General features: G+C 44.5%; 20 protein-coding genes and 1 tRNA gene. 11 read left to right on the top strand and 10 right to left on the bottom strand.

Features of this window, described 5'->3' with window-relative positions; all coding sequences use genetic code 11:
* Positions 1–60: 60 nt before the first annotated feature.
* Positions 61–1,767, bottom strand: coding sequence for a glycoside hydrolase family 30 protein (locus Q365_RS0111895; protein ID WP_028023552.1), 1,707 nt, complete (start codon positions 1,765–1,767; stop codon positions 61–63).
* A gap of 370 nt (positions 1,768–2,137) precedes the next feature.
* On the opposite strand from Q365_RS0111895, the gene Q365_RS0111900 reads away from it, so the two are divergent.
* From Q365_RS0111900 to Q365_RS0111910, 3 genes are all read left to right on the top strand, one after another.
* Positions 2,138–2,932 carry an enoyl-CoA hydratase gene (locus Q365_RS0111900; RefSeq protein WP_028023553.1) on the top strand — a complete coding sequence of 265 codons (795 nt, stop codon included), beginning with the start codon at positions 2,138–2,140 and terminating at the stop codon, positions 2,930–2,932.
* Positions 2,933–2,941: 9 nt separating this feature from the next.
* Complete coding sequence (locus Q365_RS0111905) at positions 2,942–4,573, top strand: acyl-CoA synthetase (RefSeq protein ID WP_028023554.1); 1,632 nt, start codon at positions 2,942–2,944, stop codon at positions 4,571–4,573.
* 216 nt (positions 4,574–4,789) lie between these two features.
* Positions 4,790–5,476, top strand: coding sequence for a hypothetical protein (locus Q365_RS0111910; protein ID WP_028023555.1), 687 nt, complete (start codon positions 4,790–4,792; stop codon positions 5,474–5,476).
* A gap of 62 nt (positions 5,477–5,538) precedes the next feature.
* Here Q365_RS0111910 and Q365_RS0111915 read toward each other — a convergent pair whose 3' ends face one another.
* The 6 genes from Q365_RS0111915 to Q365_RS25690 all read right to left on the bottom strand — a co-directional run bounded on the left by Q365_RS0111915 (position 5,539) and on the right by Q365_RS25690 (position 9,389).
* Positions 5,539–5,895 carry a hypothetical protein gene (locus Q365_RS0111915; protein WP_028023556.1) on the bottom strand — a complete coding sequence of 119 codons (357 nt, stop codon included), beginning with the start codon at positions 5,893–5,895 and terminating at the stop codon, positions 5,539–5,541.
* A gap of 269 nt (positions 5,896–6,164) precedes the next feature.
* The gene (locus tag Q365_RS0111920) at positions 6,165–6,362 is read right to left on the bottom strand and encodes a hypothetical protein (RefSeq protein WP_028023557.1); all 198 of its coding nucleotides are present in this window, start codon (positions 6,360–6,362) and stop codon (positions 6,165–6,167) included.
* 71 nt (positions 6,363–6,433) lie between these two features.
* Positions 6,434–6,643, bottom strand: coding sequence for a hypothetical protein (locus tag Q365_RS0111925; protein ID WP_028023558.1), 210 nt, complete (start codon positions 6,641–6,643; stop codon positions 6,434–6,436).
* A 203-nt stretch (positions 6,644–6,846) separates the two neighbouring features.
* Complete coding sequence (locus Q365_RS0111930; protein ID WP_028023559.1) at positions 6,847–7,731, bottom strand: LysR family transcriptional regulator; 885 nt, start codon at positions 7,729–7,731, stop codon at positions 6,847–6,849.
* A 117-nt stretch (positions 7,732–7,848) separates the two neighbouring features.
* On the bottom strand, positions 7,849–8,397 hold the full coding sequence (locus tag Q365_RS0111935; protein ID WP_028023560.1) for a glutathione peroxidase: 549 nt from the start codon (positions 8,395–8,397) through the stop codon (positions 7,849–7,851).
* 143 nt (positions 8,398–8,540) lie between these two features.
* On the bottom strand, positions 8,541–9,389 hold the full coding sequence (locus tag Q365_RS25690) for a restriction endonuclease (RefSeq protein WP_051563786.1): 849 nt from the start codon (positions 9,387–9,389) through the stop codon (positions 8,541–8,543).
* Positions 9,390–9,784: 395 nt separating this feature from the next.
* Between Q365_RS25690 and Q365_RS0111945 the strand changes: the two genes are divergently transcribed.
* The 8 genes from Q365_RS0111945 to Q365_RS0111980 all read left to right on the top strand — a co-directional run bounded on the left by Q365_RS0111945 (position 9,785) and on the right by Q365_RS0111980 (position 18,239).
* Positions 9,785–11,029: a site-specific integrase gene (locus tag Q365_RS0111945; protein ID WP_028023561.1), complete on the top strand. Its 1,245-nt coding sequence runs from the start codon at positions 9,785–9,787 to the stop codon at positions 11,027–11,029.
* 109 nt (positions 11,030–11,138) lie between these two features.
* Positions 11,139–13,001, top strand: coding sequence for an NACHT domain-containing protein (locus tag Q365_RS0111950; RefSeq protein ID WP_028023562.1), 1,863 nt, complete (start codon positions 11,139–11,141; stop codon positions 12,999–13,001).
* Complete coding sequence (locus tag Q365_RS0111955; RefSeq protein WP_028023563.1) at positions 12,998–13,630, top strand: hypothetical protein; 633 nt, start codon at positions 12,998–13,000, stop codon at positions 13,628–13,630. Before Q365_RS0111950 ends, Q365_RS0111955 begins: the two co-directional genes overlap by 4 nt.
* A 1,075-nt stretch (positions 13,631–14,705) precedes the next feature.
* Entirely contained in the window at positions 14,706–15,650 is a 945-nt protein-coding gene (locus Q365_RS0111960) for a hypothetical protein (protein ID WP_028023564.1), read from the top strand.
* A gap of 105 nt (positions 15,651–15,755) precedes the next feature.
* Complete coding sequence (locus Q365_RS0111965) at positions 15,756–15,998, top strand: helix-turn-helix transcriptional regulator (protein ID WP_028023565.1); 243 nt, start codon at positions 15,756–15,758, stop codon at positions 15,996–15,998.
* Positions 15,991–16,257, top strand: coding sequence for a hypothetical protein (locus Q365_RS0111970; protein WP_028023566.1), 267 nt, complete (start codon positions 15,991–15,993; stop codon positions 16,255–16,257). Before Q365_RS0111965 ends, Q365_RS0111970 begins: the two co-directional genes overlap by 8 nt.
* Entirely contained in the window at positions 16,241–17,779 is a 1,539-nt protein-coding gene (locus Q365_RS0111975; protein WP_028023567.1) for a replication endonuclease, read from the top strand. Before Q365_RS0111970 ends, Q365_RS0111975 begins: the two co-directional genes overlap by 17 nt.
* A gap of 214 nt (positions 17,780–17,993) precedes the next feature.
* Positions 17,994–18,239, top strand: coding sequence for a hypothetical protein (locus Q365_RS0111980; protein WP_028023568.1), 246 nt, complete (start codon positions 17,994–17,996; stop codon positions 18,237–18,239).
* Between the two features lie 13 nt (positions 18,240–18,252).
* Here the strand turns inward: Q365_RS0111980 and Q365_RS26700 are convergent, their stop codons facing one another.
* The 3 genes from Q365_RS26700 to Q365_RS0111995 form a co-directional block, all read right to left on the bottom strand.
* Entirely contained in the window at positions 18,253–18,411 is a 159-nt protein-coding gene (locus Q365_RS26700) for a hypothetical protein (protein WP_155859006.1), read from the bottom strand.
* Positions 18,412–18,511: 100 nt separating this feature from the next.
* Complete coding sequence (locus Q365_RS0111990) at positions 18,512–18,754, bottom strand: hypothetical protein (protein WP_028023569.1); 243 nt, start codon at positions 18,752–18,754, stop codon at positions 18,512–18,514.
* Between the two features lie 237 nt (positions 18,755–18,991).
* Positions 18,992–19,067: transfer RNA gene (locus Q365_RS0111995), tRNA-Ile, on the bottom strand.
* Between the last annotated feature and the right edge of the window lie 68 nt (positions 19,068–19,135).

Genomic DNA, 19,135 nt, shown 5'->3' on the forward strand with positions numbered 1-19,135 from the left:
CTCAAAGCCGAAAGCGGTTGAATCCTGCATCTTCAGGTTACTTGGGTATATATATTTTGATTAAAGCTGCACGCGAACTGTTTGTATTGAATTCGCTGGAATCGTGATTGGCGAGTGTTGCGCCCCAATCACCAAATCGTATGCAATTGGCTGCTTCGTGGTGTTCAGCAGTTGAACACTCAGCAAGTTGTCGCTGTTGATCGACGCACTGGTATGCAGTGCGTCATGCTCCAACCCATCTAAGATCTTGTCAGCTTGCACCGCTTTGTCGCCGGGGCGAATGGTTCTGCTGAACTGAGCCAGAACGTCGTAAATTGGTGTGTAATACACGTCTCCGTTTTCCACATCGATCATGATTGGTGCGCCACAGAAATTTCCTGCATGGTTAGGGCCGCCTTGGCTGTCGAGCACGGCATTCCAATCAACCCAACCGGCCATCCAATGGTTCAAGCTAACAATAATGTCGCGGGCATAACGATGCACTGGTGTGTAGATAGGGTGGTTTTCTGGGTTGGGTGCCCACGTTGCGGTATATGCCCAATCCGTTGCGTTTTCATTCCACCAGAATTCGTCATTGTTAAACCAGCCGGACTCTTGAAACTTCACCGGATCTAAAATTCCGTTCGGCGCAGGTTTACCCAGATCGTCAATCGTGCCTTCGGTGTGAATGATGGCAAAATCGGGGAACTTGTTATGCACGCGATCCATCACCTTTTCATACACATCGACGGTGCTCGAGTACCAGTGAACTGCAGATCCATACACATAAGGTGCAGTCTCTGGATCGCCCAAGATCACGTCCGTCCAATGTTCCAAGTGATCGCGGTTTTGATCGTAGATCAGTACGCGGGTATCAGCGAACGCACTTTCTTTTAATTTCGGGCCAAGAAAGTCTTTGATAAAGCTGTTTTGGGTTTCCGCTGTGAAGTGCATGCTTTCCCAGTTACCGCTGTTGCCGTGCGGTTCATTCACTGGTGTTAGCCCCCAAATATCAACGCCAGCTTCTTTATAATGCTCTAGGTATTTCACCAAGTAATCAGCATAAGTCGCGACATATTCTGGCTTGAGTTTTCCGCCGGTGCCTTCCCAATTGTTCTCTTTTGCCCCTTTGATAAACCAAGTGTCGATGTCTTTCATCCATGGCGGTGCTGTCCATGCTGAGGCAATGATGTTTAAAGTGCTGTCATCTTGCTGCTCTTTTATCGCCATGGCTTCGTGGATCATCGGCAAAACGTCAAAAGATTCATCCTGAATCCCCGCGTATTTCGCCTTTGAAAATCCGTCGCTGTCAGGGGCGATGGTGAAATGCTTGAGCGTTTTGTCACCCGCAACCTCGGCATAACCTAACTTGCCTTCAACGGAAAAGTCAGTCGAACCAATAGGGGTGCGCGTGAGTGAGAAATTCGCGCCCGTGTCAGCGTAGAGCTTATCCATCACTTCACGGCGCTTTTCGACCGGAAGATGCGCCAGAACAAACGCAGAAGATTCGGTGAACGACGTGCCTATGCCCGAAATGGTTTGTTTAACCACATCAGGTTGGATCACGATCTGCGTGCCGCTGGCCGCGTCAGTGGTGAAGGTTTGGTTTGTCATCACTGACATTTTGTCCCCAGCTTCACTGGTGAGCAGGATCTCAGCCGTTGATGACAATCCGAAATGTTTGTTGTTCTGAATCAATGGTTTCTCCCTGTCATATTCAGAGGTGCAGGACAGCATCATCGCTGAAGATAATGCGATAAAAACGGCAGAGAGCGTTTTCACTTCCATGTTGTGGCTCCGATGTTGGTCAGTACTTGCCCTTTATTGAAAGCGCTTTCTTTTAGGCTCGAAAGACACAGTCAAACACTAAAAATCCAACCGTACATATACCTTGCCTTCGTCAATTTTGTAACCCACACCACTCATGAACTCTTGGTGTTTTCTTGGATTCAATACAAGGAAGTGTGCGAGGTGTGAAGTGGGGCTAATTGCGCCTTTTGCTTGTGATATTCCGACAAGTCTTAGATCTGATCTGTCGTCTCTTTGCGTTGTGCTCTGTAATGGGAATCAACCCAAATACATCAATTAGCAGGACTGAACGTTTCATGGATTGCATCAGTCAGCCATCGACTAAATAACGGCGGAATAGGAGTAGGGAATGAGTGCGCAAATAGAACGAGACCTTAGTGAAAATGGCATTTTGAGGCTGACACTTAATAACCCACAACGCAGAAACCCCCTCTCAGAGTCCATGATTGGCGATTTGAATGATGCTATTAATCATGGTGCTGATTCGCCAGCGGTAAAGGTCATCGTTATTTGTGCTAATGGCCCAGCGTTTAGTGCAGGGCATGATTTGAAAGAGATCACCGCAGCCAGAGAATTACCCGATGAGGGGCGCGAGTTTTTCGCCACCTTGATGAGTAAGTGCTCCGCGATGATGACCGCCATCGTCCATTGTCCCAAACCCGTGATTGCGGAAATTGATGGCATTGCGACAGCGGCAGGGTGTCAGCTAGTGGCAAGTTGTGATCTGGCCTATGCCTCCGACACCTCCCGGTTTGCCACGCCAGGTGTCAACATCGGACTTTTTTGTTCGACACCCATGGTCGCGTTGTCGCGCAATGTATCAAATAAACATGCGATGGAAATGCTGCTAACGGGCGATTTTATCTCCGCGTCAGATGCTGAACGGATAGGTTTAATCAACCGCACGACAGACAGCGATTCACTCAGGGCGATGACTCAGTCGGTCGCCGAAAAAATTGCAGCAAAGTCATCACTGACGCTAGCTATCGGCAAAGAAGCATTTTATCGCCAAAATACCATGGACTTGATCCATGCCTACAGTTTTGCCAGTGACGTCATGGTTGAAAACATGCTGACCAAAGACGGTGAAGAAGGCATTACCGCTTTTGTCGAAAAGCGCGCCCCCGTTTGGCGAAACGAGTGAGATAAGTGCATGGAAAATCCATACAACATTGGGCTGGACCGTAATCCCGCTAACTTTCAGCCCTTAACGCCATTAGGTTTTCTAGAGCGCACGGCGGCTAATTACCCGAATGCTGTCGCTATCATCCATGGCAGCACCAACGTCAGCTATCGCGCGTTTTATAACAGAAGCCGTCAACTTGCCTCTCAATTAGCGCGATCAGGGTTGGGGCGAGGGGATACCGTCTCAGCCATGTTGGCAAATACACCGGCGATGTTGGAATGTCATTACGGTGTACCAATGGCGGGCGCTGTTCTGCATTCGGTTAATACGCGACTAGAAGCGGCGACCATTGCTTACCAGCTTGATCATGCTCAAGCCAAAGTTCTGATTGTTGATTTGGAATTTCTCTCCGTGGCACAGCAAGCACTCGCCTTGGCGGAGGTGTCGCCAAAAGTCATCGTCTATCGAGACAGTGAATGGGAAGGGGCTGCCAACGTTAGCGCTTCAACTGATTATCAGGATTATGGGGAATGGATAGCACAGGGTGACAGCACGTTTGCGTGGCTAATGCCTGAAGATGAGTGGGACGCTATCTCAATCAATTACACCTCCGGCACCACAGGCGACCCAAAAGGTGTTGTTTGTCATCATCGCGGCGCTTACTTGCTCGCACTCGGTAACGTATTCACGGCTGACATGCCCAAGTACTCAACTTACCTGTGGACACTCCCCATGTTTCATTGCAACGGTTGGTGTTTTCCGTGGACGATTTCCGCCATTTGCGGCACGCACGTGTGCTTGCGACAAGTGCGTAAAGAACCCATTTGGCGCGCATTGAATGAACATAACGTCACTCATCTGTGTGGTGCGCCGATTGTCATGGATATCATTCTTTCTGCAGAGCATGAGACGCTGGCTAACAAAGTCGCCTTCTTTACCGCAGCCGCACCCCCACCAGAATGCACCTTGAGCAAGATGCAGCAAGCAGGGTTCGAAGTAACACATTTATACGGATTAGCAGAAGTGTATGGCCCCGCCGTGGTGAATGAATGGCACCGAGAATGGGATGCCTTGCCCGAAGAGGAACAAGCCAAGTTGAAGGCGCGACAAGGCGTAAAATATCTCCCCCTCGAAGATTTGGATGTGCTGAACCCAGAAACGATGTCCCCAGTGCCCGCAGACGGAAAGACATTGGGAGAGGTTATGTTTCGGGGCAATGTGGTCATGAAAGGTTATTTCAAGAACCCGGCCGCCACGCAATCTGCTTTCGACGGAGGTTGGTTTCATTCCGGCGATTTGGCGGTCAAACACCCTGATGGTTATATCCAACTGAAAGATAGGTCAAAAGACATCATCATCTCTGGCGGCGAAAATATTTCCTCAATAGAAATCGAAGATGTGCTTTATAAACACCCCGCCGTTGCGGTGGTGGCCGTTGTCGCCAGCCCCGACGATAAATGGGGAGAGGTTCCGTACGCATTTGTTGAGTGTTGTGAAGCGCAATCAGCGACAGAACAAGAACTCAAAGACTGGTGTAGCCAGCATGTGGCGGGCTTTAAAGTGCCCAAGCATGTGTCTTTCACGTCTATTCCTCGCACACCGACAGGGAAAATTCAAAAGTTTCAGCTGCGGGAGCAAGTGAAACAGAAACTGAAGTAGCGAGCGAGAAATAGCGACTAACCTGCCGAGAAGCCTTCGGAATGCAGCAGGGGGTTGGAGATCTGATGCCGAAGCGAACGGCATCGCATCGCCACGCGATAACATTCACCGTGATTTATTTTTTAGGGCCCTCCCATCGTTTAGCCTTCATCATCTAATTACCCATTGAATATGGTAAGTTTTTTAAATGATATTGACTGATAAATGGACTTTACAGTGATAGACAAAATACGCCTTTTTATCATCGAGTGTGTTGACCCTTTAGATCTGCTTCAAGAGCGTTCAGAGGCGAAAGCGTTAGATAAAATCTGCAAAGCTATCGGCCATGAAGTGGCTATTCTCACCGCGTTCTCTGAGCAGGACTTAGTCAAATTCCTCGACTACATCTCTTCCATCGATAGCAACTATGCGGCCATACGTCAGGCAAGGGTGCCGCTATGTATTCATATTTCCGCTCACGGCAACGCAAATGGCATCTCTTTTGGCCGAGATTTCGTGAATTGGCGCCGTTTGTTTCTCGCACTTTCGCCGATCCTTAAAGACATGAGTCAGTACAACGGTGAAGTGCTCATCAGCATTTCTGCCTGCGGTGCTGGCCAGCAGCAACTCGTTGATGAAATTGAAGAAGAAATTTCTAAATATCATTTAGACTCAAAGGGATCAGACAAACAAGTAGAGCCACCGGAGTACATTTTTGTGACGGAAGGGAGCCAAGGAAAAGATGTGGTGTACTGGGATGATGCCACCGTGTCATGGACTGTTTTCTATCACCAGATATCAAAGCTCAAAGCGATCAATGATGAAGGGATTCATCTGATTCTCGATGACATTGAACACGCAACCAAAACTGTGTTGCGATCATTTAAGTGGGATATAAAAACACAAAGGTATGTGATGTATTGAGCCGCAGTGGGTGGCTAAAACGGATTCGTCTTTAGGTCAGCAGGCAAAGAACTACCCATGGCTCATTCAGGTACCTGCTCGGGTTCTTGGGTAACAAGGCTTGCTTTCACTAATGCTTCGAGTGTTGACCAATCATCTATTTCGGTCGCCCCTAAAGTAAAGCTTTTCCCGGTGAGTTTCCCAAACAGATAGGTTTTCACGTTTTCTGTAGGATATTGGATTTCACAGCGAAACGTCGGGGCAATCGGGTCAATGTCGAAATTGACCAAGGCAACAGGAATATCACTGCGTGCATTACCCATGTTCACACGCAGAATCACGGGTAACCCCTCATCCGTTGCAAACATATAAATGGGCACGACGCGATTCGTACTCCCACTGGGCAAGAGATTTTGCAGGTAATCGAGTCTGTCTAACATGCCATTAACCCCACTAAAAGTAAGCCTAAGCACATCCTAGCTTACTGTTTGACTATAGACATAAAACGGCCGTTTGAAATTCGATGTACTCGAAATGGGATGTGTGAATAGGTGTAATGGCAAAACAATAAGTGTGGAGTGGCGTATCAATTGAGAGATGTATTTGGTGATTCCGTGCGGTTTAGGGCGTGAGGGCTGCCATCATCTTTGGTTCGCCCTTTAGGGATAGCGTGCATTGCTATCCCTTGGGTCGGCTTACTGCTCTTGTTTTAACGCTCCAGCTCTGCTGTAGAGCCTGAAGTAATATGACCGGTTGCAACGCCTTGTGTCGCTTGTTCGATAGACAGGCCGCTGGCACTGACGTTCTGAATCAAATCACCATTTAGGCCGTTGTTAGCGCCTGCTCCGCTTGCCGCGAATGCAGAGAAAGAGAAAATTGATAGCGCAATAATAAGTATATTTTTCATCGTATTTTCCTATCTAGTTATTGTTTTTATTTATTTTTTTTGGTCGGGATACTAAGCTTTTCTTCTAAGCGTTAGCGCACGGTTTCACGCATCTGCTCTGCGGTCGCACCAACACTAATGTGACCCGTTGCTACGCCTTTTGTGGCTTGTTCGCTAGAAAGACCTGCGGCTGTTGCTTTCTGAATCAAATCACCGTTGAGGCCGTTATTGGCACCTGCGCCGCCAGCAGCAAACGCAGAGAAAGAGAAGATTGATAGTGCGATGATGAGTGCATTTTTCATAATGTCAGTACCTTATTCATTGGGAGTTTGTTGGGGTTTCCCCTCTCGACAGGAATAAGATTACTGAGATGTGAGTCACATGTAGAGGAAACCCTAAGTTTCCATTTTGGAAATCAGTGTGATTAACGTCTTGTTTTTATTTCGCGTATGAGCGCAGGGAGGGAGGAATACGGTGTTCACGCCAGGCAGCGACAAGTAAACCCTCACTCTTCAAGTTGATTGAGAACGCGATGACAGACGCGATAGAGCCACTCTTTTTGAGGATCGTTTTGCTTGGCTCGGTGATAGCACATCACGCAGTTAACTCTATCGTCAGACAAGGTTGGCAGTGCAATGCCACGACAGTCCTCAGGGATAAGTCGAGACATGGTGAAAGAGTAGTGGTCAGAATTTCTCACAATGCTTTCTATCGATTTTGTATTTTCAACTTCCACCGTGGGAGTGATTTGATAACCCACCGCCGCTAAGCGCTCAAGCAATGGGTAGCGAACGTCGTTCCAACCAGGGTTGCGAGTGATAACAAAAGGATAGTGCTTTAACTCATCCATAGATTGCGCCGGATGATCATTTCGAACAAAAAATGTCGGTGACACTTCACATAGCGGCTTTTGGAGTATGACCTGTGGGAGCGTTTCGTCATAGGTACTAAACAGCACCGCATTTTCCCCTTCGACCATACGTGATCGTGCTTCTAGGCTCCATTGGCGCATAGAAATTTTGGCCAGAGGCGCTTCTTCTCGCAGAGCAAGATAAAGCCGACCGCCAAAGTTGTCCCAAAATAGCGCATGCCCATAAAGAACGATTTCTTGCTTTAAGGATTGGGGCGAAAATTCACTGTGCTGAATCGCATCGAAGGTGTCTAATATTTGTTCGAAATGAGCGAGGTTGGTGTCCATGAACGTCGTGGGTTCAAAGCCATGCTTACCTTGGATGAATAGCGGATCTTCAAAATGCACTTTGAGCTTAGACAAGATCTTACTGATCGCGCTTGAGGTTTTACCTAACGCGTCAGCGACCAGCTTCACATTGCGAAGCTCATACATCTTCACCAAAACAAACATGCTTTGAATGTCTAAGTTGTGTCCCATCGTCGTTATCCGTCAAATATCCCCCTAGGAATATAGAAAATCACTGACCGTTACCTCAATGAAAAATACGCGTATTTGAGTGATGTGCGCCGCATAAGATGGCTTATTAGGGATTGCCTAGCCCTTGTCTAATTGGTTCTTTATGACAGACAACAGATTAGGGGAGAGCGGTGACACCGAGCTTGGAAACGTCGCGATGACATCACCATCAGGGTTAATTAAATACTTATAAAAATTCCACCTTGGTTCAACACCCGCCTGACGTGCCACCTCCGCAAAAACAGGGTTAGCGCCGCTCCCTCGCACATTGGTTCTCGCCATCATCGGGAAGGTGACGCCATAGTCGAGATAACACACCTTGGCGCTTGCGTCTTCACCGCCCCTGTCCTGATTGAAGTCATTGGATGGAAACCCAATAACGGCGAAATTCTGATCTTTATATTGCTGGTAAAGGGTTTCCAACTGTTCAAACTGCGAGGTGAAGCCACACTGACTTGCCGTGTTGACCACCAAGATAGTTTTGCCCTGAAACGCTTCGCATAAGTTAATGGTTTCGGTGGAATTCAACTTACGCTGAGAGCCTTTAAGCACCTCGGGGCAACTTGCTGCAAACGCAACACCACTAAAACAAAGCCAACCAACCCAAATCGCCATTAATGCTTTCATGTGCTTTCACCGTAATTTGATGTGATAGGAATAACCCAAACCAATGGGTGATCGGTTTTTGGGATACAGGGATTAATACTCTAAAAGTCAAAAAGCGATCATATTGTGCGGAGTGATGGCCGTTTGCATTGGCGCTTTAGCCATTAGGCTTGTGCGTTTTCTTTATTGTTTGAAGGACTCGACCCAACTTCGGGTATACCTTCAATATGCCTGCATTGCGGAAAGCGCGAACAACCATAAAACGACGAGCCTTGGTGCTTCCCTTGCTTGGCCATTCGAAGCACCATGGGTGATTTACACTTTGGGCAAACAGGGGAGTGCGAGTTTGGTTCATCGCGTGTTGCCAACTGCTCTCGTACCGCTTCCCTTTTTGGTTTCGTTTCTTCAATCATGGCTAATAGCTTGCCGCCATTGATAAGCTCAAAGTGTTTAGACGCGGCAAACGTGATGGCTTCTGTTGTGAAGTTCCCTGAAGTCACTACAATCATTCTTTTTGCGCGTCGATCTAGCATCACGCCATAAAGCTCTCGCAATACCTTTACGCCAACTTTTCTCGCTTTCCAGTGTTTGCATTGAACAAGCTGCAACTCCTCATCTTTTCGCAATTCTATATCCACGCCACCATCCGGTGCATGTGAAAGGCTTTGAGTTACTCGGAACCCTTTTTGCCTGTAGTACTCGCCGACCAACGCCTCAAAGTCCAACCAATGCATTTGGTGTAAGTGTGCATGCGACGCTGTTTTTAGTAACCGTTTCCTGGAAGTAAACCGTTTTAATAGCGAAATCGGAGCAGGTAGCAAAAGAATCGAAGAGAGATAAATCGCGACACTTTGCGAAGCGTTAATAAACCCCTCAGAGGCAACAGTGCCGTTATCTAGATAATAAGGAAATAGATAAGTAAGAGCGACGAACGCACAGCCAGAAACAACAACACTGACCCACCAAGGCGCATCGGTTAAAAGTACAAGAAGATGATCGTTTCGCTTTGCCACGATGAAAGCTCATAGAATGGTAATAAAGCTAATTAACCATGAGCAAGAAGCCTTGAAAATCGGGATTTTTTCACGGCTCGATGTGGTCGATGTTTTTGGGTGGAAACGAATGTGAGAGACATAGAATAGGCAGGATGTAAGACACGAGCATTTCCATTCAAATGACAACAAATGGTGGAGCTTTTGAATTTAAGACCATGCGATTATGAGACGGTTTTAGGGGTGTATTAGCATGAACGGCGATGAACAAAGAAACACAAAATAACCGTTTAATATCAATAAATTGAAAGAAATTCGGTGTATCTAGTTGTTCACTGAAATTCATGGGAATATGATGAATCTGCTACATATGTGCTACACAGAGCGAGCGGCTAAGTGCAAGGAAGCAGATCAATATGCCCATAAAAAAGAAGATCACCACGACCAGTATCAAGCAATTTAAAGTCGAAGATAAGCGGATCAATGATACCGAAATTCTCGGCTTTCATGCGCGGATTTCTTCAACGGGTCGCATCTTCTATTACCTGTTTTATCGCTTCGAAGGGAAGCAGGTCAATTATAAATTGGGGAACGCGAACGACATCACCCCAACACAAGCGCGAGACCTCGCTAAAGCCAAAGCGGGTGAAGTGGCAAAAGGCAACGACGTTCAAGACATTAAGAAGAAAGTCCGCCAAGAAGCCCAACGCCGAAAACACATCAAATTGCCGACTTACCTAGATGAACGCTATTTGCCGTTCCTGCTGACAAGAAACCCCAAAACCGCGCATCGCATCATCAAACACCTAAAAAGCCACTTTGCTTTCTTGATGGACAAAGAACTCGATCAAATTACCGCGTGGGAGATTGAGAAGTGGCGAAGCGAACGACGCCAAAAAGGAAAAGCCGCCGCCACGATTAACGATTCCGTGAACACACTAAAAGGCGCGTTATCGCGTGCGGTCGAGTGGGGGCTGATTGATTCCCACGAACTGAGCAAAGTGAAGACCATCAAAGCCGACAATACCCGCGTTCGTTACCTCAACGACAACGAAGAAAAGCGGTTACGCCATGCCATTAAAGAGCGTGATTGGAATATCCGCCTTGCTCGTCGTTCTGCCAATACCCATAGAGAAATCCGAAACTACGAAAAGTACCCAAGCTTGGATGATGTGACGTTCGTGGATTACGTCGAGCCGCTTATCCTGCTTGCTATGAACACAGGCTTTCGTCGTGGTGAAATGCTAAGCCTTGAATGGTCAGACGTATCGTTTAGTGAAAGGTATGTGCAAGTGCGCGGCGGCAATGCCAAATCAAAGAAGGGGAGAATTGTTCCTTTGAACAACGAAGCCTATAACGCGTTAACTAACTGGCGAGAGCAAAACCAAGCATCGAGGTATCTGTTTGAAGGGAAAAGCGGCGTACCATTGAAAGAAGTGAAAAAGCCGTGGGCGACGGTGTTGGATTTAGCGCAGATTCAAGGCTTTAACTTTCACGACCTCCGCCACCACTTCGCAAGTAAGCTGGTAATGGCGGGGGTAGACTTGAACACAGTCCGAGAGCTGCTAGGCCATTCAGACCTAAAGATGACGCTAAGGTATGCACACTTAGCGCCAGAACATAAGGCGGCTGCTGTTAATTTAATCAGTGGTGATAATTGATCTTACTGTAATTTATCAGATCTATGCTGTAAGAATTGCTTTACTTATTTTTAAACTTGAAAATTTATGATATTTTCCAGACTTTGAGATCAATTGCTAATAATGAAAAATGACACATAGTGAAGAAAAAAAATGCGCCTCAGCTTTATATAAACTTTTAGTTGAAAAGAAAAAAGAACTTACAGGAGCTCTCCATGCGGAGCTTAATCCCTGGCTGGAAAAAGAAAGTATAGCTAAGATTGTTGAAAGTTCAGTGAGGGTTGCAATAGTAGCAAATGTTTTCAAAAAAGAAGATCCAGTTGATGTAAACAAATTTTACTATCCAAGTCAGTTGCATAAAAAAGGAGCAAATCCGCACGTTAACTTTTATGCAGAAGGTTTGTCCGATTTTTGTACAGATAATTCAATAATCATTGAAGGTACAGTTGGTCAAGGTAAATCAATTTTATTGAGATATCTTCATAGATTTGAACTTTCTTTAGCTGAGTCTATTCCATTATTTATAGAGTTAAGAGATGTTGGTAAAGAGAGTCTTCTTGATTACATATCTAACCATATAAAAAGTGAGTTATCTATGAGGTGCTCAAGAGAATTAGCATCTAGGCTCATTGATATTGGTGTTTTCTCATTATTTTTTGATGGTTTTGATGAGGTGGAGCCTGTAAAAAGATCTCGACTTACCAATGAGATAAGAGAAATGGCAAGAAGGAATGGCACAAGAAAAACCATTTGTACTAGTCGGCCAAATAATGAGATCCAATCATCAGCTGAATTTGATGTTTTTTGTATAAACCCACTAGGTAATGAGGATCAAATAAAATTTATTAGTAAGCTAATGGATAGTTATGAAGAGAACTCGAAGCATAGAATTCAACTAGGTAAAAATATATCAGGAATGAAGGAGGATTTGAGATGTTTACTACAGACCCCTCTAGTTTTAACATTATTTGCTATAGTGTATAGGAGGAGTGTTAAAATACCAGATAGTAAAACAAAGTTCTACAAAATGCTATTTAATACATTGGTTTCCGAACATGATGGTATGAAAATTGGCTTTACAAGACCAACGCTAAGCGGTCTGTCTGCAGAAGAATTTCATCTTGTCTTGGAATATATCTCATTTTTATTTATATCTAAAAGGTATAGTAGTTCTAATGAGATAGATTTTGTCGTTCTAGTGAATGGAGCACTTAGAAAAGCATTAATTACTAAGGGGACTGCGAGAAAGGTTCTCGATGATCTGACAAAGAACACTTGTTTAATAGAGATTGATAACCATACACATAAATTTATTCATGATTCAATACCTTTCTATTTTGCAGCATCCTGTGTTAGAAGTAACACTTCAGATCAACAATCTGAGGCTTTTTACAAAGAGAGGATTAATAAATTAGATGTTTGGTCTAATATTTTAGATTTTTTAGAAGATATTGATGATATGAACTTCAATCGTTTTTACCTTAAAAAGCAGATTGAAAGCTATTTTATCAGAAGAGAACTGGAAAATAATAGGTTTTTATTCAATAGAGACTCTGCTATCAGGTTCTTACATAATTTTGTTTTTACAGTTATTAGAAGTAAGGTTGGTGGAGATATATTATTTACTTCTATTACCTTTGTCCCACGAACTGACTGGTTTGCATCAAAGTATTTTATATCTTCAGATATCATTGTAAATAAGGTAAATCTAGATAAGTTTACCTCAGGCATGAGGGTTTATTTTGAATCAATAACTAAGAAGAAATTAATTTCCGCCATTGATAAATCCTCTAAGTCACATGAGAAATTAGACGCAAAACATCAATTTATTATATCGTCAATGGATCTTCTACCATTTTTAGATAAGTTAAATCTAATCGATGAGGCTATTGATAACCTAAACTTAGTGCCATTCGATGCCTTGAGGTCGGTTTATGATAGAACGAAAGTTGCAACTACAAATGCTCTAGATGAGGATTTCTTTAAAGTATGAATAAGTGGAACTTTGTACGTTATTTTGGTGAAAGTAAATTAGTTAGAAGTAACTACTTATGGATATTTATTATACCTCTCTTGGCGAAAAATTTCGATATTATAAGTACACACATTGGGCTCGATCTTGAGTTGACTTTTAGCTTATCTAAATTTTTCTTTGCTTCATTGTTTTTTTGTCTCGGTACGGTGATTTATCAGTTACGATGTCCAAGTATTATTAAGCAGAATGAAAGCTATGCTTCGTTTCTTAATGAAGGGAAAAATACACAGCATGTATCAGACTACCTTGTTGAATCCAAAAAATCTTTTCTTTCAGATGTGAAAGAAGGAGATATCTCTACTTTCAAGTCTAAGTTTGATAACTGTGAGGGAAACGATAATAAATTTGACCTTAAGATCGAGGAGGAATGGTTCTTTGTTGATAAAGATAGAGCTTCTTGTTTTTTTTGGGATGTTTATAATTTCTTAAATGAATCTTATAGAGTCTCTTGTTTTTTATCCCTATCCTCATACTTAATAGGTGTTTTGTTTTTAATGATAAGCTCTATTGTTAATGTCGCTTTTGCATTCCAATATTTTTTCCCTAACATTAAGGTTTTTAAGGTTGTCTATAGTATTATTTCATAGGGTGTCGGACTGTTGATTTCATGACCAAAATGTATTGCAAGTATAATAATAGGGATTTTATTTTTCGTGTCGATTTCTAATATTTTCTAACTGGGAATTACATGGCGAATGTGTTTTTGGGATTTCTAAGATTGTAAATGTTAAGTGACCTTTTAAAATAACATGACTAATCGGTAGTAAGTTATTGATTATTAACTTAAAGCCAAATGTTCGTTGCTGGAATGCGAGGCCAGATCGGTACTGTGATGTTACTGGTGACTTCCCCTAATCTAACCAGATGTAGAGTCGGTTTGGAAGCCGACTCCTTAACCAAATAAAAGGGTCATTTTACCGATCAACTTCGTTAGATGATCCTTTAGGTTGCCTATTTCGGTCAAAACCAAATGTTCGGCTTACAAGCCTAAAGACTTTCTTACTCCTACCCTTGACCACTAACTTTGCATTAGATGGAGAGAATACGATCCATATCGCTTATCCCAGCGTTACGTCACTATCGACTTGCCTTAATCTATCCGGATGTAAACTAGGTTTGGAAGCCGACTCCTTAACCGACCAACTTCGGTTAGATAAACCTTTAGGTTAGCCCTTTCGGTCAAAATCAAATGTTCGGCTTCTTAACCGACGAAGCCGCATAAACACTAGGCTTCTAACCGAAACGGTTAAGCCTAAAGGCTATTCGGGCTGCCGACACTTCTTCTATCCCCTACCATCGTCCCAACATAACGTTATGTAACGAACGTTTCCTGTTAATTCACTAAATGTGCTTCCTGTTAGGTAACGTTACGAGAATACGACCCAGATCGCTTGTTGTTAGGTTATGCGTTAGAGATCATGGAGATATGATGGATTGAGCGATTTTGGCTTTGGCGTTTAAATGGAATCAAAGCCAATCTAAACCTAAAGGTCTAAATCTTCGGTTTACTGAACTTTTAGGTCAATCAAAATCTCCAATCAGCAAAGTTCGGTCAGTTAACCGACGAAGCCGCATAAACACTAGGTTTCTAACCGAAACAGGTAGACCTAAAGGTTTGGCTGTTTCGGTTAGATGAACCTAAAGGTTAGGAAGTACGCAAGGATGCAAAAAAGACGTTTTTACCGTATCGATGAAATCAACGATGTAACCACCATAACCAAAGGCGATTTGCTTCATGCCGTAGAGCGGAGTGAGTTGTCACTCTGCGCGTGGGTTGATGCCAAAGCTTTAGGTGTGCAATTAAAAGGCTCTGATTCTAATCAGCCAGCTTTGGCAAATCTGTTTGATTACCGTGGGGTGTTAAGTCTTACGTCAAAGCAATCGATAGAATGTGTGAATTCACATAAAACGAGTATTGAACGAACCGTTATCCATGAACCGGAGTTCCTTACCAATTGGCGAAGTGCATTGGTTGATTACCCTAAAGCTAAACATGTTCGGTTTAGTCGGGTTACGACGATGACTAAACAGCCTGTAGATTCGTTCGTCGCCTTTGCCTCAATCGGTACAGCAGCAGTATTAGGTCAAAGGTTAAAGGAACTATCCAAAGCGGGTGCAGACGAAATTCGAAAGGAAGGGCTTCAAGGCATGTTCAATGCGTTTATGGATACCGATGAAGAATTGGCAATCAAACCACTTGAGATTGGCTTTGATTCACTTCGCTTTGATTTGCTATCTGTTCACAAAGTATTTGGTTTAGATACCAATCAAAATGCGCTTCAAAGTCCAATTATTGTTAATCCAAGTGTTTCTCAACGCAGAGGCCGAAGAAATCGCGTTCTAGATGTGATAGAGCGCGCACTTAAGGCCAATCCCCAAGGTGATTATCATACTATCCACAAGATGATTCGGGATGAGCATAATGAGCACGAGAATAAAGCCGACTTTTCGGATAAAACCTTTGACGTTGACGAGGTTATTCAAAAAATAGACTCAGAAGGGATTTCATGGCGGATGCAAAGTGGCAAGGAAAAACCCATGAAGCGAAAGTATTTTAACGACTTAGTTACCAAAGTCCGAGGGGAACTAGGATTAAACAAACAGTAAACTCTACCCTCTGAAAAAAGCCCTTAACTAGACCCTTGGTTAAACCCTTAAGGGCTTTTGAGCGAATAACTTGGTGTCTCCTAATGAACAATAATGGAGATGCCAATGCATACAGAACACACCCAGAAACGTGCATACACAGAGCAAGAAACTTCCGCCTATATCGGCATGAGCCGTTCCTTCCTGCGTCAATCACGCATGGAAGGCCACCGTGAAAACCGAACCGACGCGCCGCCATTTATCAAAATAGGTCGTGCAGTCCGTTACCTCAAAGAAGATCTCGATAACTGGCTAAATCGACATCGCAAATACACTCACCTGACCTGTGAAGGGGGTGAGCATGCTTAAGCTTAATAGACACCTAAAAGATATTATCCGAGCGATGCAGGAAGGACACTGGTTTGAATTGTGTAATTCAGATAAACCTAACCTTCATGGCCGATACGGATGTTCTAAAGGGTTCGGCTTTCGGGTTCTACACCGAACGATTATCAAACTTCAGCGTGAAGGATTGGTTGATGGCCAGCTTGTCAGATATTACGGCATTCCATGGATAAGGTATGAACTGACTCAGGAAGGGAGGGCGCTTGATGTCTCCAATTACTGAGGAAGAATACGAAACATTGGATAGATTCGATAGGCCGTTCGTAGAAGAGCAGCTTTGCCGTTTGCCTGCTAAAGCACAGCGCATTTTGTTTAATCGCTATCGCGCAATTTCAGATGCATTCACCCGCAATACTTACCTTCGTGAAACGGTCGATGGCCTTGTTTCGAAGCTGACGGTTTCCCCTGAAAAGCTCAACCTCAACACTTCAGAAGATGAACTGCGCGAAGAAGCGGAAGCGTTGGTCGAAGCTGCGCTATCTATTCGCCGTGCCTTGTATGGTGCAGAAGATGAAACCATCAATGCATTGCATGCGCTTTGCCTGAGCTTTGGTTTTGAGCCGCCAGACGAAACCAAATACACGTTAGAGGGAAGGTTAAGACGGCTTTCTGATAAGTCATGGTGGCTGCGTAAACTTCGAAAGGCACTGCGCAAGAACATTGAAACCGTGATGCGCCATTTGAACCAAGTGAATCGTGTGAAAGCGATTTACTGTTCAGACGAAACACTCGATGCCAGAACCGCTCAAAAGTTTCACCAAGCGCGTTACCTTGAGAATACGATAGCCACTAACCAACTAGGCCAAAGCTTTAGTCTGTTGGAGCTTTCACAAAAGGGCGTCTCTGATCCGAAAATTCGCAAAATGGAATTGATGGTTCGAGCGAGAGGCTTTGAAGATCTTGCCAATGAACTAGGCCATTCAGCGACATTCTTAACGCTGACTTGCCCGTCAAAGTATCACCGCAGTTACGCCACCACGGGCGATGAAAACCCTAAATGGGGCGGCTACACACCTGCCGAAGCGCAAGCTTACCTAAACGACATTTGGAAACTCATTCGCGCCAAACTTCAACGTGAAGAGGTGCGTTTCTATGGTTTTCGTGTCGTGGAGCCTCAACACGATGGCACTCCGCATTGGCACTTATTGTTGTTTGTAGAGCCAAGGCACTATGACGTATTGCTAGATACCATGCGTGAATACAATTTGCGCGAAGATGGCGACGAAGCTGGCGCAGATCGACACCGTTTTACCGAAGTGAAGATTGATCCTAACAAGGGTTCAGCAACGGGTTACATCGCTAAATACATTTCAAAGAACATCGACGGCGAAAACCTAGAAGCGGGTGTTTACGGTGAAGACCCTAAATGCGCAGCGGCAAGAGTAGAAGCGTGGGCGGCCTGTTGGAGCATCCGCCAGTTTCAGCAACTCGGCGGTTGCTCCGTCACCGTGTGGCGCGAACTGCGCCGCCTTAAAGAAGTGGCGGGCGAAACCAAGTTAGTCACAGAGATTCACGAAGCCGCAGATAACGGCTGTTGGAAATCCTACACGGCATTAATGGGTGGTGTGTTCTGTAAACGCGCAGAGCAAGCCATAGCGCCACATTATGAACTCAGCGTGGATTATGCGACGGGAGAGGTTAAAAGCTCCATGTATAGCGAAGAGGAGCTTTTAAAGGTACTCAAAGGCATCTCAGCAGGCGGGAAAACCATCATTACCCGCGTCAACGAGTGGCATTTGTCCTAGCGGCAAATGTGCTTTTACTTGGAGTTCTGTGAATAACTGTATTTTTGGTCAAAGGTGATAGGTTGATTTTACAGGGAGTGGTTTTGTTAACTGTTTCGTGATCACCAAACACCGATTAGGCCTATCTGATGAGGACATTGTTTGCACCAGTGGTGTGAATATCGAGTTTTTGTAGAAGGAATGCTCCTCTGACAACCCTAATAGGAATTAAATAATGTTAAAGCAACACAGCAAGACGACTACAAAAAACATTCAATCTGACATTACTAACATCGCTTTGATGTTTTTGAATCAAGAGCTGAAGGAATTGGGAATAAAAATGGGCTCAGCAGAGACTCATAAAGAGTTGCTTGATATGGCGAAGAAACATCGTAAGTTGCTGGACTTGTACAACTCAGAAGTCGAGCGTAAGCATGAGGGGCACAACCCTTATCGTACAAACTTCGAATTAGAATCGTAGAGAGATTTGGCGCCTAGTGCGCCTTATTTTTATAAAGGCATCTCAAATCTTCTTTAGTTAACCCCAGCCTTTTAGCAACTTGTTCCGACACAAGTTCAAAACGCTTAGCCTCGTTTCTGTGCCAAGAAAACGTTTTATTTGTAGAACCTTTTAACGAAGCGTTGACTGTCATATCGAATCCTCCTTCCCACAAAAGTACGAATAACGCGACTAACTTTCAAGTGAAAGAAAATGGGGGGCGGTTTGGGTTTCATTGATTTTATCGTTCAGCTTCAACGCCCCGATAGCCAATCCCTAATCAGTGATAACACCGCAGGAATTAGAAATATCACACCAAAGATGGGGGCAAGTCCTTCTGACTGTCGAGCTAACTCTTCGCCCACCGCAGTACCATTTTCCAGCCACGAAGGTGCTAGGAAAGCGAGAACCGCGTATACAACCGCCGAGAAAATGATGCTTACCCACCAAGGTGCACTGGTTAGCAATACCAGAATATGGTCATTTCGTTTTGGCATGTCAGCCGCTCGTCAATTCACGATACCGCTAATTAATCACAGCCAGTGAGATCTCGGTACATGGTTGAGTGGGGTATTCGATGAGGTCTTTAGAAAGAAGTGAAACGCAGAGGGTATTGCTTGAGAACTGCTATAACGAGCGTCTGTTATAGCAAAAATCTGCTACACAGGTGCTACACAGAGCTAAAAAACGCGAAAGGCCTGAGTGGTTACTAACCCCTCAGGCCTTGCTGTATATGGTGGCCCCTCCCAGACTTGAACTGGGGACCAATCGATTATGAGTCGAGTGCTCTAACCACTGAGCTAAGGGGCCGTGTAGGCGGTTGATTATAGGGGAAGGAGGTTTAGGTGTCTAGCCGCAACCACACCCTAATCAGTATG

Origin of the sequence: Enterovibrio calviensis DSM 14347, assembly GCF_000621165.1 — a bacterium.
Taxonomy (GTDB): Bacteria; Pseudomonadota; Gammaproteobacteria; order Enterobacterales; family Vibrionaceae; genus Enterovibrio; species Enterovibrio calviensis.